The following is a 19,380-nucleotide window of genomic DNA, read 5'->3' as shown; positions in this document are numbered from 1 at the left end:
AGTTACTATATTTACTATTAAAGCTTCATTTTTAGCTTTTAATATAACTGGTTGGTTTGATTTAGCTGCAGATGGGTCTGGGATGATGTTTGCAAGGGAGGTTTGAACTATTAATGATATGCTAATCATGCAAGATAGCATCTTTTTAGCAAACATTGGTGTCATTAAAGACCTTTTTATATTTTTAACTTATCATTTAGATTATAATGTTTATTTATTTTTTATTGACTTAAAAAATAACAAATTTTAGGAATTTTATCATTATGTATATTTACCCTCAATCTTTCCATTGTATTAAACCATCTATTTCACTTAGACAATGGCAACTTTGCTCCACAAAATGGACAAAATTTTATCATAACTTGACTTTCTCCGCCATCGTGAATAATAATTCCGTATTCATCAAATTTAGGAGAATATGATATAAGAACATTTGGACACTGATATTTATTTTATAAATACTACAATTAAGCCTTAATGCTCGTCTCATTTTTGAGCAACAGTGCTTTATCTTAATCATTAGTTTTTCTTCCTTTTAATGGCTATTTGGGTTTATAATTATTGTACTGGTGTTAAAAATACACAAATTTCAAATTACTATTTTTCATAAAATGTATAAGTCATGCGACAGTTTTATATCATGTTCTCCTATAAATTTTAAAAACTTACTATTATAGTTAAGTGTTGGCAACATATCCCAGCTATATACTGCGATTAGTAAAACCTTATGAACAAAGTCTAATTTAGTAAAAATTTTAACATCCCTATCGTTAAAAAAGCCATTTAGCAATTCTTGAACATCTAGCTTATTATAATATTTTTTTTGATATCTCAAATCCAAAATTATGATGTTTTAAGACATTATTATTTGGCAGTTTATTATCTCCCTTTTTCCAAATTTTACTAAGGTTAATATCTTTTATATCTATCTCTTTATCAGAAGTAGCCCTTAAAATAATAAATATCTCATTTTTGCACACCATTTTTTCCTTAAAAATCATTTATGTTATATCCAGTGTATTCGCCCTGTCCTTTGCCATTTTTCAATTTTATAACAATATTTCCTTTTTTATCCTTATATAAATCATAATCCGAATGCGGTTTTAAGTCGTGTGGGTCAACGCCACCTTTTTTAATTTACTTATTTCACCGCTAGATAGCTTTTTATCATCTTTGCTATAAACAATATTTTTTGATATGTCTTCCCCATAAACTACCACTTCACTTAGTGTTACCTCCTGAAAGCTTTTTGGAATGAGGGTATCAACTAGACTTTTACCATTATGTGAATTATCAAATATCTTTTCTATAAAGTTATCACTTATATTTTTATGACAAGAAGTACATTTTAATTTCATAGTCTTTTCTAAGTGTTTTAAGAGTTTTGGTGTTATATCTTTTATAACTTTGTTTTTTACAGCCTGAAATGCTACACGTTTAGCTACGGCTACCATAACGGGGTTGTTGTCACTATTTTTTACGTCTAGACTATTAAAGTAGTTTAGGTTTTTAATTAACAGCTCATTATCGTTATATGTATTTATTCAAGGTTCATACAAATATATGAGCTGATTTAATGTTTAGATTGGCGTTTTTTAGCCTTATGTTTGGAGAAATTAACACCATATTATCTATTACATTTAATTTTGCATTTTTAAGTATAAAATCATTTGAGTAAATTACTGCATTTGCAAGATTTAGATTTGAGCTGTTGTTTATGAATTTATCACTGTAAACTTCTAGAAATTTAAAATTAAAAATTCCGTAATTAATAATCTCATTTGCCTTTAAAACTGCGTAATATGAGTTAATTTCGGTCTTTTGCAAATTATCTTTATTTATAAACCTATCTGCTTTTATTTTGGTTGTTGCATTAGATTTTATCTTTCCACTATTTATTATATCCCCACTAGCATTTATCTTTATGTTTGTAGCTAGGATTATGCCTTTGTTATTTACACCTACTCCGTCATTAGTAGCTATTAGATTTATCTTATTAGCATACATTCCACCAAGAGATGAGCTATCTATGGCTACTATGTTTTTATCATTGTTTGCGTCTGCTTTTAAAGATAGATTATTTGCGTGTATGTTTGAGGCTATGTTTATGGTGTTTGCTATTATGTTTGTATAGTTAGAGCTATCATTTAGTCCTTTATCTATTATGTTTATAGTGTCATTTTTATTTAGATATGAGCTATCTAAATTTTTAGCTATATTATAAGCATTGTTTATATTTACATTTGAGGTGGTAAATGTAGATGAGTTTGCAGGGCAGGTTTGAACTATCAAAGAAAGTGTGATAAATATAGATATAAATTGTTTTACAAAAAGCATTACAGCCCTGTTGGTTTTTTGCTTATTATAACATTAGATTTAGAAAAAATTTATAAAAGATGGTGAAAAATGTATTGGTTTTTAATATTTATAAACACACAAATGATTTGGTTTGCGTACTTATTTAACAATAAATACCTAAAATTGCATCCAAATGATAATGCAAATTTTACATAAGTTTTATAAATTTATATTTTAATTACTTTTTTTAAGTATAATTATCAAAATTTATAAGGAGTATGAATGAAAAAAATATTATTTTCAGCTGTGCTTGCCTGTTCGCTTTTTGGCGGTGAGCTAGTTTATAGTGGCGTTGTAAAGCCTGTGTTTTTGGACGCTAATACAGATAAGTCAGTTGGTAGATTGCTACCGACAAATGGCGTTGAGATAGTTGGCGTTGAGGGAAATAGGGCTAAAATTTTAGTCAAAGGATATCAAAATCCAGCTTCGCCAAATGTGATTTATTACCACTCAAGTGAACGCGTTATAGCTGTGGCATTTGCCAAAACTGCTACTCCAGACATAAAGCTTATCAAAAAGGGTGAAAATGGTAAATGGGACGAAGTTGAGACGATACTTTATGCCCAAAATGATGGCTTTACAAAAGATCTAAAGTCGCTATTTACTAAAGCGAAGACTATGTATGCTGATAGTTGTGGAGTGTGTCATAAATTACACGATGAAAACCACTACAAAGCTAATCAGTGGCCAAGTCTGTTTAAGTCTATGCTAAGCAGAACAGCTATACAAAAAGAAGATGAGTGGCTAGTAACTCAGTATCTACAAAAACACTCATCAGACGTTAAATAGACTTTGTATTTTGTCTATCTTTGCAAAGTTTATAAAATTTCGACTCACCGTTTGGTTTTTGTTGAAATTTTATAAAACCACGCAAAGATATCTAAAAATACAATAGTCAAGTGAGTTTTAAGGCATTTGTTATTTTGTTAGTTTGGATTTTAGTTGCTAGATGGGTTTTACATCTCATCTTTACTTAAAATTTTAAACTGCTTAACTTAGCTTTAATTTCAATCAGGAGATTAAAATCCGCAATTTTTAAACCAAGGGAGAAAAAATGCAAAGACGAACGATCCTAAAAGGAATGGCTAGCTTGCCACTGCTTTCAAGTGTAACAGCGACAAATCTTTTTGCTGATAAGGCAAAAACAGCACTTGTTAAAAACGGCGAAGTGCTAACCGCAGCTCACTGGGGTATGCTAAAAGTAAGCGTAAAAGACGGCAAGATAACAGGCTCACAGCCATATCAAAAAACGAGCGAAATTTATAACGCTCTTCAGTATAATACCGCTGATATGGTCTATAACTCACGCATAAAATACCCAATGGTTCGCAAAAGCTATCTTGAAAATCCAGACAGTCCAAAGCCAGAACTTAGAGGCGTTGATGAGTGGGTAAGGGTAAGCTATGAATATGCGATAAAGCTAGTCGCCAAAGAGCTTAAAAAAACAAGAGAGCAAAATGGTAATCAAAGCGTTTTTGCAGGAAGCTATGGCTGGAAATCAAGCGGAAACGTGCATAATAGCAGAATTTTACTTCAACGCTTTATGAACTTAAGCGGTGGCTTTGTGGGCGATTTGGGTGATTACTCAACCGGTGCTTCACAAGTCATCATGCCTCACGTCGTAGGAAGCATCGAGGTTTATGAGCAACAAACCAGTTGGCCTGTCGTGCTTGAAAACTCAAAAGTAATCGTTATGTGGGGCATGAACCCGTTAGCCACACTTCGCATAGCATGGACAAGCACGGACGAACAAGGATTTAAGTATTTTGAAGAGCTTAAAAAACGCAAAGACATCAAGATCATCATCATTGATCCACTAAAAACTGAAACTGGCGAGTATTTTGATCATGCAACTTGGATAGCACCACGCCCAAACACCGATGTAGCTATGATGCTTGGCATGGCACACTATCTTTACGCAAGCAAAAAATACGATAAGGAATTTATTGAAACATATACAACTGGATTTGATAAATTTGTGCCATATTTACTTGGCGAAACAGATAAAACTCCAAAAACACCAGAGTGGGCTGCTAAAATTTGTGGAATTGATGCAAAAACTATCAAAGAACTAGCAGATACATTCGTATCAAATCGCACTATGTTAATGTCTGGCTGGGGTATGCAAAGAGCCCATCACGGCGAACAGCCTCACTGGATGCTAGTAACTCTAGCTTCTATGCTAGGTCAGATTGGTCTAGCTGGTGGTGGCTTTGGACTTAGCTATCACTACTCAAACGGCGGAGCACCTACTTGCAAAGGTGGCGTAATAGGTGGCGTAAATGCGGCTAGTGTTGGTATATTTAACGACAAAGGCGAGTTTGTAGGCACAAGCGATAGCGAGATAAAAGATGGTAAATTTGTGAAAAAAGCCGTAGCAGCTGGAGAGGATGTCCCTGCGTGGCTTATAAAAACGACTGAGTTTGCCTTCCCTGTCGCACGTATCGCCGATGCATTGCTAAATCCAGGCAAAGTAATCGATCACAACGGCAAAAAAATAACTTATCCAGACATCGACTTTATCTACTGGGTAGGTGGCAATCCGCTAACTCACCACCAAGATACAAATACAAATTTAAAAGCGTGGAGAAAGCCTCGCACTGTCGTTGTAAATGAGCCATACTGGACGCCAACAGCGAAAATGGCAGATATCGTTTTTCCTACAACGACATCTTATGAGAGAAACGATATGACAATGACTGGGGATTACTCAAATATGCATATCGTGCCTATGAAGCAGGTTGTTGAGAAGTTTTACGAAGCAAAAGATGACTATCAAATTTTTACAGACCTTAGTAAGGCGTATGCGAAAAATTTAGCCTTAGCTTATACCGAAAACGGCAAGAGCGAGTTTGACTGGATAAAAGAGTATTACAACGCTACACTTGAGCAAATAAAAGCTGTGCCTGATTTTTACCATGAGATGAAGGAATTTGATGAGTTTTGGGCTGAGAATAAGCCTGTGACATTTAGCTCAACTCCTGAAAGCGATGAGTGGGTAAGATACGGTGAGTTTAGAGAAGATCCTGTGCTAAACGCACTTGGCACCCCGTCAGGACTGATTGAAATTTACTCTGAAACGATTGAGAAGATGGGCTATGATGACTGCAAGGCACACCCTATGTGGTTTGAGCCGATTGAGTGGCTTGGCATGAAAAACAAACCAGCCCAGTTTCATATGATCTCAGCTCACCCAACCGATCGTCTTCACTCACAGCAAAATCACACTAACCTTCGTGATAAATACGCTGTGGCTGATCGTGAGCCTATCTGGATAAACACAAAAGACGCTAAAGAAAAGGGTATTAAGAGTGGCGATTTAGTGCGTGTGTTTAACGCAAGGGGTGAGGTTTTAGCTGGTGCAAAAGTAACTGATAACATTTTGCAAGGCGTTGTAAAACTAGCTGAGGGTGCGTGGTATGACGGCTTTGATAGTGGAATTTGCAAAAACGGCTCACCAAACGTGCTTACTATCGATATCCCAACAAGCAAACTTGCAAATGGCAACATCAGCCATACAGCACTTGTAAATATCGAGAAATTTAAGGGTAAAGCCCCTGAAGTAATGGCATTTAAAGAGCCAAAATTTAGTAAATAATATAGTGTGAAATTTGTCTTAAATGGCAAAATTTCACCTTAATTTTGACTATAATTTGCTAAATTAAGGAGGTGAAATGGAAAGAATTTTAGTTAAAAACTTGGACGTTTTAGACGATATTGTAAGTCAAAATAATGACTTAAACGATAAAAACTACAGCCTTAAAGGCACCATGATGAGTTTGCTTGGATTTTGTGATGATACCTTTAATCAAATCATAGCAAACAATCCGCAAGTTAGTCATAATTTAAGCGGTTTTATGCTTTTATCAAAATTCTTAAATGAAAATCCAGATAGAGATATAAATAAGATAAGTATTGATGAAATTTTAAACATAGCAAAAGCTATAATATCAGATAAAAATGAACTTTTAGAGCTTTTTAAGCTCACAAAACGAACGCAAAATACAACACACGAACTATTTTAATAAATTTAAAAGGGAGAAAATATGAAAAGACGAAATTTTCTAAAAGGCATGGCTAGTTTGCCACTGCTTTCAAGTGTAAGTGCTACAAATTTACTAGCCGATAACGCAAAAAAGGGCTTGGTAAAAGATGGCGTTGTAACGACTGCAGCCCACTGGGGCATCATGGATGTCGAGGTTAAAGATGGCAAGATTACTGGCTCAAAACGCCATTTAAATTTCACAAAAGAGCCAAATGTGCTTTTAAATTTCACTGGCGATATGGTCTATAACTCACGCATAAAATACCCAATGGTTCGCAAAAGCTATCTTGAAAATCCAGACAGTCCAAAGCCAGAGCTTAGAGGCGTTGATGAGTGGGTAAGAGTAAGCTATGAAGATGCGATAAAACTAGTCGCCAAAGAGCTTAAAAAAACAAGAGAACAAAAAGGTTCTGGGGGCGTATTTGCAGCGGCTCAAGGATGGAAAAGTGCTGGAAATATGCACAACTCATCGGCATGGTTGCATCGTTTTATGGAGCTAAGTGGTGGCTTTATTGGCTCACTAGGGGATTACTCAACTGGTGCTGGACAAATCATCATGCCACACGTTTTAGGAAGCCTTGAAGTTTATGAGCAACAAACTAGCTATCCAGTTGTGTTTGAAAATTCAAAAGTTATTGTTATTTGGGGGGCTGATCCTATCGCAACACTTCGTGTTTCATACACTACAAACGACGATCAAGGGCTTATGTATTTTGAAAAATTAAAAGAGTTAAAAGACAAAAAAATCATCATAATCGATCCAGTAAAAAGCTATACAGCTCAGTTTTTTGGCGATGGTGCAACTTGGATTGCTCCACGTCCAAACACAGACGTAGCTATGATGCTTGGCATGGCACACTATCTTTACGTCAGCAAAAAATACGATAAAGAATTTATTGAAACTTATACAACTGGATTTGATAAATTTGTGCCATATTTACTTGGCGAAACAGATAAAACTCCAAAAACACCAGAGTGGGCTGCTAAAATTTGTGGAATTGATGCAAAAACCATCAAAGAACTAGCTGATACTTTCGTATCAAATCGCACACAAATAATGTGTGGATGGGCGATGCAACGTGCTCACCACGGAGAGCAACCATACTGGATGATAACTACACTTGCTTCAATGATTGGTCAGATTGGTTTGGCTGGTGGCGGTATAGGCTTTAGTTTCCATTATGCAAATGGCGGTGCTCCAACTTGCAAGGGTGCAGTTTTACCAGGAGTTAGTCGCGGAAGCACTGGTAGATTTAACGATAAGGGCGAATTTATCGGCACTGCAACTGGCAAGATAGTAAATGGCAAATATGTCGAGGGCGAAGGTATCGTGGCAAAAGATGAGCCGTCATATGCTATACCAGTAGCACGTATCGCCGATGCATTGCTAAATCCAGGCAAAGTAATCGATCACAACGGCAAAAAGATAACATATCCGGATATTGATTTTATCTACTGGGCAGGTGGCAATCCATTCTCACACCATCAAGATCTAAACAAGCTAACTCGTGCATGGCAAAAGGCAAGAACAGTCGTCATAAACGAGCAGTACTGGACTGCAAGTGCAAAAATGGCAGATATCGTATTTCCTATCACAACGCCTTATGAGCGAAACGACATTACGATGAGTGGGGATTACTCAAATATGCATATCGTGCCAATGAAGCAGGTTGTTGAGAAATTTTACGAAGCAAAAGATGACTATCAAGTCTTTGCCGATCTATCAAAAGCTTACGCAAAAGACTTGGTTTTAGCTTACAGCGATAACGGCAAAGATGAGTTTGACTGGATAAAGAGCTTTTACAACACAGCCTTAGAGCAGGTTAAAAATATACCTGATTTTTATCATGAGATGAAGGAATTTGATGAGTTTTGGGCTGAGAATAAACCATATACGTTTGCTCCTACGATGGAAAGCGAAGCGTGGGTAAGACACGCTGAGTTTAGAGAAGATCCTATCTTAAATCCACTTGGCACCCCGTCAGGACTAATAGAAATTTTCTCAGAAACTATCGATAAAATGGGCTATGATGATTGCCAAGGACATGCGATGTGGTTTGAACCAGCTGAGTGGCTTGGTATGAAAACAAAAGCGGCTGAATTTCACCTAATAAATCCGCATCCAGAGTATCGTTTGCACTCACAGCTTTCCAACACCGCCTTGCGTGATAAATACGCTGTAGCAGGACGTGAGCCTATCTGGATAAATGAAGCCGATGCGAAGGCAAAGGGCATTAAAAACGGCGACTTGGTGCGTGTGTTTAACAAAAGGGGTGAAATTTTAGCAGGTGCGGTCGTGACTAAAAATATCTCTCGTGGCGTTGTGCGACTTTGCGAGGGTGTTTGGTATGATCCAGATGCAAATGGACTATGTAAAAATGGAGCGGCAAACGTGCTAGTAAATGACATCCCATCATCAAAATTAGCAAATGCTCCAATATGCCACTCAAACCTTGTAAATGTTGAAAAATTCAAAGGCACAGCCCCTGAATTAACGGCGTTTAAAGATCCAAAATTTGCTTAATAAACTATATTTTGCCCTGCTAAAGTGGGGCAAAATTTATTTAAGCCACAATAAAATACAAAATAAACCAATCAAGTAAGATTTTTAAATTTAAAGAGCCAAGAAAATTAAGCTAATTTTAAACACAATTTAATCTTGCTACTTACAAGAATTCTTGCTTAGTTTAATGATTTTTGCCTTAGCACACTTGTTGCCTTTAATAATATACCAAGTTGCTACCAAAATCCTAACTTCTTAAATATTTTTCTTACAAAGCACAAGTTTTGCATCACTTCTTAAAATTTTATTAATTTTCATCACCTATGCGTCCAAAATCAAGACCTTTATTTGCAATGAAGCGGCTACTTAAAAACCTAAGATATATCAAAATACAAACATACCTTAAAATGCTTTAAATTTATTTTGGAAATTCTTAAATGATGGGTGTGTTTTGGAGAGGGTGGTTTTTAACTTCGCCTTACTCGTTACAAGATGATAGCTTAAGTCGCTATCCCTATGAAGAACTTAGTTTATCTACGCCTTTAAGAGTATAGTAAAATCATAACTAAAAACTTTAATTGGCTTTATGGTTAAAATCATACACTAAAATTTTCAAAAACAGTTAGATTTAAAAATTACAAATCTAACACAGCCCCATTTTAAGCTTGTAATCTTATAATATAAAAAATCAAAAAAAGGACGAATATGGATTTTTTAAGTGCATACAAAACGCATATAGATGAACGTGCTAAGCTTGGCATACCACCACTTGCACTTAATGAAAAGCAAGTTACTCAGGTCATAGAGTTGCTTAAAAATGGCGGTGATGATTATTTAGTTAATTTGCTTTTAAACCGTGTTTTACCGGGTGTTGATAGTGCGGCTAAGATAAAGGCTGATTTTTTAGATGAGATTATTAATAATAATCTTGAAATTTCAGGCATCAGCAAAGAAATGGCTATTAAAATGCTATCAAAAATGCTTGGTGGATACAATGTGATGGTTTTAGTTAAAACATTAAGTCACAGCAATGAAAATATAGCACAATTGGCCTGTAATGCCCTTAAAAATATAATATTCGTCCATGGCTATTTTGATGAAATTTTGACTTTATCAAAGACGAATAAGTATGCTTTAGAGATTTTGCATTCATGGGCAAAAGCCGAGTGGTTTATAAACAAAGAACCACTAAAACAGAGTATAAAAGCAGTTGTTTTTAAAGTAAATGGTGAAACAAATACAGATGATTTAAGCCCTGCTAGCGAGGCATTTACTCGCTCAGACATTCCGCTACATGCAAATGCCATGCTTAAAAATCGCCAACTAAACGCTTTAAATGATATTGCTAGTCTTAAAACTCGCGGTATGCAAATTGCCTATGTTGGTGATGTGGTCGGCACTGGTTCTAGTCGAAAAAGCGGTATAAATTCTATCCAGTGGCATTTTGGTTGCGATATTGATGGTGTGCCAAATAAAAAAACAGGCGGTATCGTCATAGGCACAACAATAGCACCAATATTTTTCAATACGGCTCAAGATAGTGGAGCGTTGCCGATTGTTGCTGATGTAAGCGATTTAAATATGGGCGATGAGATAGAAATTTTGCCATTTAAGGGCGAAATTTTAAAAAACTCAAAAGTTGTTGCTAAATTTAAACTAACACCAAGCACTCTAAGCGATGAGATAAGAGCTGGTGGCAGAACCGCTTTAATTATAGGTAAAAGCTTAAGCAAAAAGGCGGCTTTGGCTTTAGGCATTGATGAAGTAAGTGGGGTTTTTAGCGAAATTTCAAACACAGATGATGAAAAAATACATGATTATGGCTACACTTTAGCTCAAAAAATCGTAGGCAAGGCGTGCGGCAAAGATGGCGTTAGAGCAAAAGAGTATTGCGAACCCGTTGTGCTTACAGTTGGCTCACAAGATACAACTGGACCTATGACTAGAGACGAGATAAAAGAACTAGCCTCGCTTAACTTTGGTGCGGATTTTGTGCTTCAAAGCTTTTGTCACACAGCAGCCTATCCAAAACCAAGTGATGTGCTTTTGCACAAAAATTTGCCTAGTTTTATTAGCACACGTGGTGGAGTTAGTTTGCGTCCAGGAGATGGCGTGATACACTCTTGGCTAAATAGATTTGTGTTGCCAGATACAGTAGGCACAGGAGGAGATAGCCATACGCGTTTTCCTATTGGCATTAGTTTCCCAGCTGGTAGCGGCTTAGTGGCGTTTGCAGCGGTGCTTGGATGTATGCCACTTGATATGCCATCAAGTGTATTGGTTAGATTTAGTGGGGAGTTGCAAGAGGGCATTACTTTAAGGGATTTGGTAAATGCTATACCGTATTATGCAATAAAGCGTGGATTGTTAAGCGTTGATAAAAAGGGCAAGAAAAACATATTTGCTGGACGCATTTTAGAGATAGAAGGGCTTGAAAATTTAAAAGTAGAACAAGCCTTTGAGTTAAGTGATGCTAGTGCTGAGCGAAGTGCAGCCGCTTGTGTTGTAGCATTAAATAAAGAGCCAATCATAGAGTATATAAAATCAAACATAAGCTTAATCGAAGCGATGATAGACGCTGGATATAGCGATGCTACGACACTTCAAAGACGTAAGCAAAAGATGCAAGAGTGGCTAGAAAATCCTGTTTTGCTTAAAGCCGACAAAAATGCAAAATACGATGAGATAATTGAGATAAATTTAAATGAGATTAAAGAGCCTATACTTGCTTGTCCAAACGATCCTGATGATGTGGCTAGTTTGAGTGAAATTTTATCCGATGCAAATCGTCCTAAAAATATTGATGAGGTTTTTGTGGGTAGTTGCATGACAAACATTGGACATTATAGAGCCTTAGGCGAGATGCTTCGCAATAATGGCAGGGTAAAAACTCAGCTTTGGGTAGTGCCGCCAACTAAGATGGATAAGGATAAATTAATCCAAGAGGGTTATTATGCGGTATTTGGTGCGAGTGGTGCTAGAATAGAAGTACCTGGCTGTTCGCTATGCATGGGTAATCAAGCTAGAGTTGCTGATAATGCTGTAGTTTTTTCAACATCAACCAGAAATTTTGATAATCGCATGGGAATGGGGGCTAGAGTTTATCTTGGAAGTGCAGAATTGGCTGCTGTTTGTGCTTTGCTTGGGCGACTACCAAACTTACAAGAATACAAAGATATGGTAAGAGATAAAATTTCAACAAAAAATGGCGATATTTATAGGTATTTAAATTTTAATGAAATTGAAAATTTTAGCATATGATGAAACCATAACATGAAATTTATACTTTAAATTTGCTGAAATTTTGCAAAATCTAAGCAAGAATAAGTAATAAATTTGTTAGAATATCTGATTTTGTAGGAGGTAATGCATGAAAAAGACGCTAATCGTCATTTTTTGTTGCTTAATTGGCGTTTATGGTGCTGAAATTTCATGCGAAAAACTACAAGATGGCATGAGTGTAGATGTTGAAAATTTTAACATAAATCTACTTGAGTGTGATGGCTCTGCAATGAGAGTTGATGGTATGCAAGAGTTGTTTGATATAGCCAGACAGATAAGAAGCGAGAGAATTTCTTGTGTAGGCAATATTAAATTTCAAAAAAGTTTAGCCACTCTTGGAGTTAAAATTTTACAAGCAAGTTATAAACCATACGAATACGCAAAAACTCTAAAATCCCCTGATGAAATGGATCTAATTAGGCAAAAAGATAGGGCGTATTTTCGCTACTGGGGGCATCATGCGTTTTACAACTTTAATAAATTTAAAGAATTTTGGAATGCATTTAATAAAGTCCAAACACCACTTGCAAAATTTTACGAAGCAAAAGGGCATGAGAGCGTAGAAGCTGGGTATTTTGCCACGGCTTTGCTTTATGAAATACTTCATCATGCTGTTGGCTCAAACAAGATGAGTGTTGATATCACAGATGAACAAAAACAGATAAATGACATAAACAATGTCGAGGAAATTTTGACGTTGTTATATTCTAAAGATTACAATCCATACGAGCTAAATACACTGCTAAAAACAGCACTTTTGTATGAAAAAGATACTGAAATTTTAAGAGAAATTTTAAAACGTGGAGCAAGTATAAACGAAGGCGACGAAAATGCAATAATTTATGCCTTAAAAAATATAAAAAATGTAAAATTTCTCATAAACAGCGGTGCTAATGTTAATTATAAAAATAGTTTTGGTAAGACTGCGTTATTTTATGCAGTTGAGTTAAAAGATGCTAATTTGGTTAAAATTTTACTTGAAAATGGGGCAAATCCAAACGAAAAATATATAGACAATCACTCAAAATCAGCAATTTTAGGACTAGGGGCAAATCTGCCATTTTATATAAATTTATGTGCATTTGAAAGGACAAAAAGAAGTGTTTTTATGCACGCAGGTGCAAACTCAACACCCGAAATTTTACAACTTTTATTGGATTATGGTGTAGATGTTGATGAGCTTGATGAGCTTGGGTTAAATGCATATGATTACGCTTTGGCAAACAACAATACTGAAGTTTTAGAATTTTTGCAAGTATTAGGATTAAATCGTGAAATAGGAGAATACAATGAAAGGTAGTGCTTTTATTACTGGTGCTACGTCTGGTTTTGGTCTAGCAATAGCCAAGAGATTAAGAAGCGAAGGATACAAAATCATAGCGCTTGGAAGACGCAAAGACAGATTGGAAAAATTAGCCAACGAGCTAGGTCAAACGCAAATTGCAGTCTGTGATATAAGAGACAAACAAGCTGTTTTTGATGTAGTTAAAAATTTGCCAAAAGATTTTAAAGATATTGAAATTTTAATCAACAATGCCGGACTTGCACTTGGTATTGAAGGCATTATTGACGCTAGTTTAGATGATTTTGAGACAATGATAGATACAAACGTAAAAGGCGTTGTTTATGCTACAAAAGCAATTTTGCCAATAATGAAAGAGCGTAAAAGTGGCTACATTATAAACATCGGATCAGTTGCTGGAGTGTGGCCATATCCTGGTGGCAATGTGTATGGTGCAACAAAGGCATTTGTTCATCAGTTTGGATTAAATTTGCGAAATGATTTAAAAGGGCTAGATATTCGCGTAACAAACATCGCTCCAGGCATAGCCAAAACAGAATTTAGCGAGGTCCGTTTCAAGGGCGATACTGCTAAAGCAGATGCTGTATATGAAGGCACTAAGTATGTAAGCGCACAAGATATAGCCACTATCGTTTCAAATTGCGTAAATTTACCAAAATCGGTGAATATAAATACAATTGAAGTTATGGCTACTACGCAAAGTTGGGCTGGATTTTATTTCGAAAGAGATTAAAATTATGACTTAGACATTATGACTAATAAATAGATTTAGGTAAATTTTAAAAACAAATAGGAGTTTTAATGAGAATTTTGCTGGTTTTTTTGATACCAATTTTATCATTAGCCGATCCCGGCAAAAATGCCGAGATTTTTGGCATTTGGACGCTTGTTCCACCTGTTGTAGCAATAGTTTTGGCATTTATTACAAAAGATGTTATTTTATCGCTTTTTATAGGTGTTTTTAGTGGAACATTTTTAATAAATATCATCAATGACAACGTTTTTGTTTCGTTTATAAAAGGCTTTGTTAGTATTGTTGAACGCATGGTTGGCTCTATGGCTGATAGTTGGAATGCCGGAATTATACTTCAGGTATTATGTATCGGCGGTGTGGTTGCGTTAGTTACTAAAATGGGCGGAACAAAAGCGATTGCATTGTGGCTTAGCAAACGTGCAAAAACAGGCATAGGAGCTCAAATATCTACTTGGTTTATGGGACTTGTGATATTTTTTGACGATTACGCAAACGCCTTAATAGTAGGTCCTATCATGCGGCCTATTACAGATAAATTTAAAATAAGCCGTGAGAAACTGGCATTTATCATTGATGCCACAGCTGCACCGATTGCTGGTATAGCCATTATTTCGACATGGGTTGGACTTGAAATTTCACTTATTAAAGACGGCTATGGATTAGTTGGCGTTGAAAACATAAACTCATATAGTATTTTTATAGAAACAATTCCGTATAGATTTTATAATATTTTTATGCTCTTTTTTATACTTTGCACTGTGTTTATGGGGCGTGAGTTTGGCTCTATGCTCAGTGCTGAACGTCGTGCCAGGGCTGGAGAGGTGCATTCATCGCGTGTGAGTATGCAAGATGTAGAAGATAAAACCCTTGAGCCAAAAGAGGGCATAAAACTACAAGGCTCAAACGCCGTTGTGCCGATTTTTACTTTAATTATTGGTGCATTTGTTAGCTTTTATTTTAGCGGTCTTAGCTCACTTGAGGGTGAAGCATTAATGGCTGCCAAAGCAGCTCCGTTTAGCTTTGAGACATTTCGCGAGACATTTGGTGCAGCTGATGCATCTGTTGCACTCTTTCAATCAGCACTACTTGCTACGATAGTGGCTATTACGATGGGTGTTTGGCGTAAAATTTTTGGCGTTAGAGAGGCTATAGAAACGTGGGTAAAAGGCTGGAAAACGATGATAATCACAGTTGTTATCTTGCTACTTGCGTGGAGTTTAAGCTCAGTTATTAAAGAGCTTGGCACATCTAGATATTTAGTTGCTTTGCTTAGCGATGCTACTCCGCAGTTTATCTTACCTACTGCAATTTTTATACTAGGCTCTTTTATATCATTTTCAACAGGCACAAGCTACGGCACTATGGGCATACTCATGCCCCTTGCTATACCTTTGGCAAATGCTGTTGGCGTTAGTTCCGGTCTTGAAGGCGAAGCACTTCATGCGTATATGATTGTTAGTATCTCTGCCGTGCTTACTGGTGCCATTTTTGGAGATCACTGCTCACCGATTTCAGATACAACCATACTATCATCTATGGGGGCAGGTTGTTCGCATATAGATCACGTTCGCACTCAGATAGTTTATGCACTAAGCGTTGGTGGTGTGGCAATAGGCATTGGGTATTTGCCTGTGGCATTTGGTGTGAATGTTTGGATTGCTTTGCCGCTTGGGCTTTTTGCCACTTGGGCATTGGTGCGTTTTATAGGGCAAAAAGTTGAGGTAAGAAAAATTTGAATTGCAAACATCTAAAAGAGTGTGGCTCATGCACTCTTTTTATGCCCTACGATGAACAAGTCAAGCTTAAGCTAGATCTTGTAAGCGAAAATTTTGGTGAGTTTTATGATGGAGGGTTTGAATTTTTCACATCAAATTCTACACACTATCGCACAAGAGCAGAATTTGGCATATGGCACGATAACGACAAGATAAGCTATACTATGAATCACGCACATGGTGGCAAGCTATGCATTGATGAGTGCCTTAAAGTAAGCGATAAAATTTTTACTATTATGCCTAAGCTACTGTCTAAAATCTCAGAAAATGATAATTTAAAACAAAAGCTTTTTGGCGTTGAATTTTTGCAAAGTAGCAGCGAAGTACTAATAACCCTTTTGTATCACAAAAAGCTTGATGAAAGCTATTTAAACGATATACGCAACTTAGCAGATGCTTTGGAGGTTAAAATTTTGGCTCGTTCGCGTAAGGTTAAAATTTTAAGCGATGAGCTTGATTTAAAAGATGAGCTAAATATAAACGGCAAAAAATTTGAGTTAAAACTTAGCGAAACAGCATTTACTCAGCCAAACAAAGCCATAAATGAAAAGATGATTTCATGGGCTGGTGAATGCGTTTGCGATAGCGATGACTTGCTTGAGCTTTACTGCGGACATGGAAACTTTACCATTCCTTTAAGCTTTAAATTTAATAGAGTTTTGGCAACTGAGATTTCAAAAAGCTCAATCGCAAACGCTAAGCAAAATTGTCAGATAAATGGCGTTAGTAATACTAAATTTTTACGCATGAGTGCAGATGAGCTTATGAGTGCGTTTAATAAAGAGCGAGAGTTTAATCGCTTAAAAGACATAGACATTTTTGATTATAATTTCACTCATGTTTTAGTTGATCCGCCACGTGCTGGACTTAGCAAAAGTGTGATTGAGTTTATTAAAAATTATGAAAATATCATCTATATATCCTGTTGTATGGATAGCTTAAAGCGCGATTTAAAGCATTTAAATAAAACGCATAAAGTTTTAAAATTTGGCGTATTTGATCAGTTTGCAAATACACATCATGTTGAGTGCGGTGTTTTGCTAAAAAGGTTTTAATGATGGATGAAATTTTAAAAAATATACAAAAAATTGCAATTGTTGGGCTTAGTCCAGATGAGAGCAAGGCTAGTAATATGGTGGCTAAATATTTACTTCACAATGGTTATGATATATATCCAGTTTATCCAAAATATGATGAAATTTTAGGGTGCAAGTCGTATAAAAACTTAAGCGATATAAAGGACAAAATAGATATTTGCGTAATGTTTCGAAAAGGCGAATATGCCAATGATTTAATACATGAAGTCATAAAATGTGCCATACCTACGCTATGGTTGCAGCTTGGCATAACAAATCAAAATGCAAAGCAAATCGCAGCAGACAATGCTATAAATTTTATACAAGACAAATGCATAAAAATAGAACTTCAAAGGCTAAAAAATGATACTTTTAAATAAAATAATTCAAGCAAAAAGAACAATTAGTGGCTTTATAGACAAAACACCATTTGCATACTCGCCAAAATTAAGTATATTAAGTGCGGCTGATGTGTATTTAAAAGAGGAAAATTTGCAACGAACAGGTGCTTATAAGATACGAGGTGCTTACAATAAGATAGCAAATTTAAGCGAAGATGAACGCAAAAGGGGTGTTGTCGCTGCAAGTGCTGGTAATCACGCTCAAGGTGTAGCAATTTCAGCACGTGAATTTAGCACCAAAGCCGTAATTGTAATGCCAGAATCAACACCGCTTTTAAAAGTTGCAAATACCAAAGCCTTAGGTGCGGAGATAATTTTAAAGGGTAATAATTTTGATGAGGCATATGAATATGCAGTAAAATATGCCAAAAAGCATGAAATGAGCTTTATTCATCCATTTAACGATGAGTATGTTATGGCTGGTCAAGGCACCGTGGGACTTGAGATGCTTGATGAGGTGGCAGATTTAGACATCATCGTTGTGCCAGTAGGTGGGGGCGGTTTGGCTAGTGGCGTTGCAAGCTGTGTTAAACAGGTAAATCCAAATATAAAAGTCGTTGGCGTTGGTGCAAAGGGTGCTCCTGCTATGTTTAATAGCTACAAAGCCAAAAAAAGCATAAACTCAAGCTCAGTTCGCACTATAGCCGATGGTATTGCAGTGCGTGATGCTAGTGAGATAACTTTGGCAAATATCATTGAGTGTGTAGATGAGTTTGTGCAAGTTGATGATGAAGAGATAGCAACGGCGATACTGCACCTACTAGAAAGTCAAAAGATTGTAGTTGAAGGAGCTGGTGCTGCTGGTGTTGCAGCACTAATGCACGATAAAATAAATCACAAAAATGGCGAGAAAATTGGCATAGTATTAAGCGGTGGCAATATCGATGTTCAAATGCTATCAATCATCATCGAAAAAGGCTTAATCAAATCAGCACGCAAAATGATAATCCAAGTGACATTGATAGACAAGCCAGGAGCACTTTTGGCTCTTACTGATACACTAAAAGCAGCTAATGCCAACATAGTAAAAATCGATTATGATCGCTTTTCTACTGAGCTTGAGTATGGCGATGCTAGTATTATTATCACTCTTGAGACAAAGGGCAAAGATCATCAAGAGATAGTTGCTGAATTATTAAACAAAAACGGTTTTGAGTTTAAGCAGATATTTTAATTTAATCCTTAAGGAGCAGTTATGAATGAGATTGTGATTTTTATACTTGCTTTAGTCTTACTAGGTGTTGTTTATGCTTTGTTTAAAGCAAACAAAGAGCTTAAAAATATAAAAAATAATAGCGAAAAAACAAGCATGATAAGCCAGATAGAGCAATTAAAAAGCATAGGTGAGCTATCGGTTTTTCAAGTTTATAGCAAAGAGATCGTCACAAAAACAGACCATGCTTTTGGAAATTTCGGCAAGGAGTATTTAAGATGGCTCGTAAGCGAGAAAAAGCTATCTATGATATTTGAGTTTGAGATAAACTTTATCTATGATTTAAACAGCCAAGCACTTCAGATTACGCAAATTTCAAACTCAAAATATCACGTTAAAATGCCACCTTGTAAGTATAAATTTTCAATTGCTGACATGAAATTTTATGATGAAAAAGATGGAAAATTTATACCATTTTTGCTTCCTGATTCGTTAAATGGACTGCTTGGAAGTGGCTTTAGAGAAGAGGATAAAAATCGCTTGATAAACGATGCTAAGTCTGAAGTCGAAAAGATGAGCGTAAGGCTTATAAAAGAGCTTCAAAGCAAGATACACAAATCAGCCAAAGATACCTTAGAAGCGATAGCTAAGAGTTTTGGTGCAGTGCAGGTTAGCTTTGAGTTTGACGATGACAACACAAATATTCAAATACAAAATGTAGCGTAAAGGA

The 19,380-nt window shown here is 36.0% G+C and carries 16 protein-coding genes and 1 pseudogene; 12 read left to right on the top strand and 5 right to left on the bottom strand.

Annotated features, from left to right (window positions below; all coding sequences use genetic code 11):
* Window positions 1-308 precede the first annotated feature (308 nt).
* From LQU93_RS10100 to LQU93_RS06000, 5 genes and pseudogenes are all read right to left on the bottom strand, one after another.
* A pseudogene (locus LQU93_RS10100) lies at window positions 309-440 on the bottom strand (DUF6980 family protein); the annotation flags it as partial.
* 164 nt (window positions 441-604) lie between these two features.
* On the bottom strand, window positions 605-835 hold the full coding sequence (locus tag LQU93_RS06010; protein ID WP_229932982.1) for a hypothetical protein: 231 nt from the start codon (window positions 833-835) through the stop codon (window positions 605-607).
* Between the two features lie 155 nt (window positions 836-990).
* Entirely contained in the window at window positions 991-1,137 is a 147-nt protein-coding gene (locus LQU93_RS10095; RefSeq protein ID WP_418884067.1) for a polymorphic toxin type 33 domain-containing protein, read from the bottom strand.
* A complete protein-coding gene (locus LQU93_RS06005; protein WP_229932981.1) occupies window positions 1,104-1,454 on the bottom strand; it encodes a hypothetical protein in 351 nt (116 codons plus the stop codon). Before LQU93_RS06005 ends, LQU93_RS10095 begins: the two co-directional genes overlap by 34 nt.
* A gap of 97 nt (window positions 1,455-1,551) precedes the next feature.
* Window positions 1,552-2,337, bottom strand: a complete 786-nt coding sequence (locus LQU93_RS06000; RefSeq protein WP_229932980.1) for a hypothetical protein — start codon at window positions 2,335-2,337, stop codon at window positions 1,552-1,554.
* A 243-nt stretch (window positions 2,338-2,580) separates the two neighbouring features.
* Here LQU93_RS06000 and LQU93_RS05995 point away from each other — a divergent pair, with 243 nt between their 5' ends.
* The 12 genes from LQU93_RS05995 (at window position 2,581) to LQU93_RS05940 (ending at window position 19,376) form a co-directional block, all read left to right on the top strand.
* Window positions 2,581-3,147 (top strand): cytochrome C, encoded by a 567-nt coding sequence (locus LQU93_RS05995; protein WP_229932979.1) that lies wholly within the window; start codon window positions 2,581-2,583, stop codon window positions 3,145-3,147.
* 265 nt (window positions 3,148-3,412) lie between these two features.
* Entirely contained in the window at window positions 3,413-5,956 is a 2,544-nt protein-coding gene (locus LQU93_RS05990) for a molybdopterin-dependent oxidoreductase (RefSeq protein ID WP_229932978.1), read from the top strand.
* A gap of 76 nt (window positions 5,957-6,032) precedes the next feature.
* Window positions 6,033-6,383 carry a hypothetical protein gene (locus LQU93_RS05985; protein WP_229932977.1) on the top strand — a complete coding sequence of 117 codons (351 nt, stop codon included), beginning with the start codon at window positions 6,033-6,035 and terminating at the stop codon, window positions 6,381-6,383.
* Window positions 6,384-6,404: 21 nt separating this feature from the next.
* Window positions 6,405-8,927 carry a trimethylamine-N-oxide reductase TorA gene (torA, locus tag LQU93_RS05980; RefSeq protein ID WP_229932976.1) on the top strand — a complete coding sequence of 841 codons (2,523 nt, stop codon included), beginning with the start codon at window positions 6,405-6,407 and terminating at the stop codon, window positions 8,925-8,927.
* Window positions 8,928-9,611: 684 nt separating this feature from the next.
* Complete coding sequence (locus tag LQU93_RS05975) at window positions 9,612-12,167, top strand: bifunctional aconitate hydratase 2/2-methylisocitrate dehydratase (protein ID WP_229932975.1); 2,556 nt, start codon at window positions 9,612-9,614, stop codon at window positions 12,165-12,167.
* Window positions 12,168-12,276: 109 nt separating this feature from the next.
* A complete protein-coding gene (locus LQU93_RS05970) occupies window positions 12,277-13,488 on the top strand; it encodes an ankyrin repeat domain-containing protein (RefSeq protein ID WP_229932974.1) in 1,212 nt (403 codons plus the stop codon).
* Window positions 13,478-14,224, top strand: coding sequence for an SDR family NAD(P)-dependent oxidoreductase (locus tag LQU93_RS05965; protein WP_229932973.1), 747 nt, complete (start codon window positions 13,478-13,480; stop codon window positions 14,222-14,224). Before LQU93_RS05970 ends, LQU93_RS05965 begins: the two co-directional genes overlap by 11 nt.
* A 68-nt stretch (window positions 14,225-14,292) precedes the next feature.
* Window positions 14,293-15,981 (top strand): Na+/H+ antiporter NhaC family protein, encoded by a 1,689-nt coding sequence (locus LQU93_RS05960; RefSeq protein WP_229932972.1) that lies wholly within the window; start codon window positions 14,293-14,295, stop codon window positions 15,979-15,981.
* A complete protein-coding gene (trmA, locus tag LQU93_RS05955; RefSeq protein ID WP_229932971.1) occupies window positions 15,978-17,075 on the top strand; it encodes a tRNA (uridine(54)-C5)-methyltransferase TrmA in 1,098 nt (365 codons plus the stop codon). The genes LQU93_RS05960 and trmA overlap by 4 nt, the downstream gene beginning before the upstream one ends.
* 2 nt (window positions 17,076-17,077) lie before the next feature.
* Entirely contained in the window at window positions 17,078-17,476 is a 399-nt protein-coding gene (locus LQU93_RS05950) for a CoA-binding protein (protein WP_229932970.1), read from the top strand.
* Window positions 17,460-18,671 carry a threonine ammonia-lyase gene (ilvA, locus tag LQU93_RS05945; protein ID WP_229932969.1) on the top strand — a complete coding sequence of 404 codons (1,212 nt, stop codon included), beginning with the start codon at window positions 17,460-17,462 and terminating at the stop codon, window positions 18,669-18,671. The genes LQU93_RS05950 and ilvA overlap by 17 nt, the downstream gene beginning before the upstream one ends.
* A gap of 21 nt (window positions 18,672-18,692) precedes the next feature.
* The gene (locus LQU93_RS05940) at window positions 18,693-19,376 is read left to right on the top strand and encodes a DUF4230 domain-containing protein (protein WP_229932968.1); all 684 of its coding nucleotides are present in this window, start codon (window positions 18,693-18,695) and stop codon (window positions 19,374-19,376) included.
* Window positions 19,377-19,380 lie beyond the last annotated feature (4 nt).

This window comes from Campylobacter majalis, from assembly GCF_905120465.1.
GTDB classification, from domain to species: domain Bacteria; phylum Campylobacterota; class Campylobacteria; order Campylobacterales; family Campylobacteraceae; genus Campylobacter_A; species Campylobacter_A majalis.
This window is presented reverse-complemented; position numbering and strand designations above follow the sequence as displayed.

Excerpts from the sequence above, each read along its gene's own strand:
- LQU93_RS06005 (WP_229932981.1), bottom strand. The coding sequence starts at position 1,454 with ATGGTAGCCGTAGCTAAACGTGTAGCATTTCAGGCTGTAAAAAACAAA.
- LQU93_RS06000 (WP_229932980.1), bottom strand. The coding sequence starts at position 2,337 with ATGCTTTTTGTAAAACAATTTATATCTATATTTATCACACTTTCTTTG.
- LQU93_RS05995 (WP_229932979.1), top strand. The coding sequence starts at position 2,581 with ATGAAAAAAATATTATTTTCAGCTGTGCTTGCCTGTTCGCTTTTTGGC.
- LQU93_RS05990 (WP_229932978.1), top strand. The coding sequence starts at position 3,413 with ATGCAAAGACGAACGATCCTAAAAGGAATGGCTAGCTTGCCACTGCTT.
- LQU93_RS05985 (WP_229932977.1), top strand. The coding sequence starts at position 6,033 with ATGGAAAGAATTTTAGTTAAAAACTTGGACGTTTTAGACGATATTGTA.
- torA (WP_229932976.1), top strand. The coding sequence starts at position 6,405 with ATGAAAAGACGAAATTTTCTAAAAGGCATGGCTAGTTTGCCACTGCTT.
- LQU93_RS05975 (WP_229932975.1), top strand. The coding sequence starts at position 9,612 with ATGGATTTTTTAAGTGCATACAAAACGCATATAGATGAACGTGCTAAG.
- LQU93_RS05970 (WP_229932974.1), top strand. The coding sequence starts at position 12,277 with ATGAAAAAGACGCTAATCGTCATTTTTTGTTGCTTAATTGGCGTTTAT.
- LQU93_RS05965 (WP_229932973.1), top strand. The coding sequence starts at position 13,478 with ATGAAAGGTAGTGCTTTTATTACTGGTGCTACGTCTGGTTTTGGTCTA.
- LQU93_RS05960 (WP_229932972.1), top strand. The coding sequence starts at position 14,293 with ATGAGAATTTTGCTGGTTTTTTTGATACCAATTTTATCATTAGCCGAT.
- LQU93_RS05950 (WP_229932970.1), top strand. The coding sequence starts at position 17,078 with ATGGATGAAATTTTAAAAAATATACAAAAAATTGCAATTGTTGGGCTT.
- ilvA (WP_229932969.1), top strand. The coding sequence starts at position 17,460 with ATGATACTTTTAAATAAAATAATTCAAGCAAAAAGAACAATTAGTGGC.
- LQU93_RS05940 (WP_229932968.1), top strand. The coding sequence starts at position 18,693 with ATGAATGAGATTGTGATTTTTATACTTGCTTTAGTCTTACTAGGTGTT.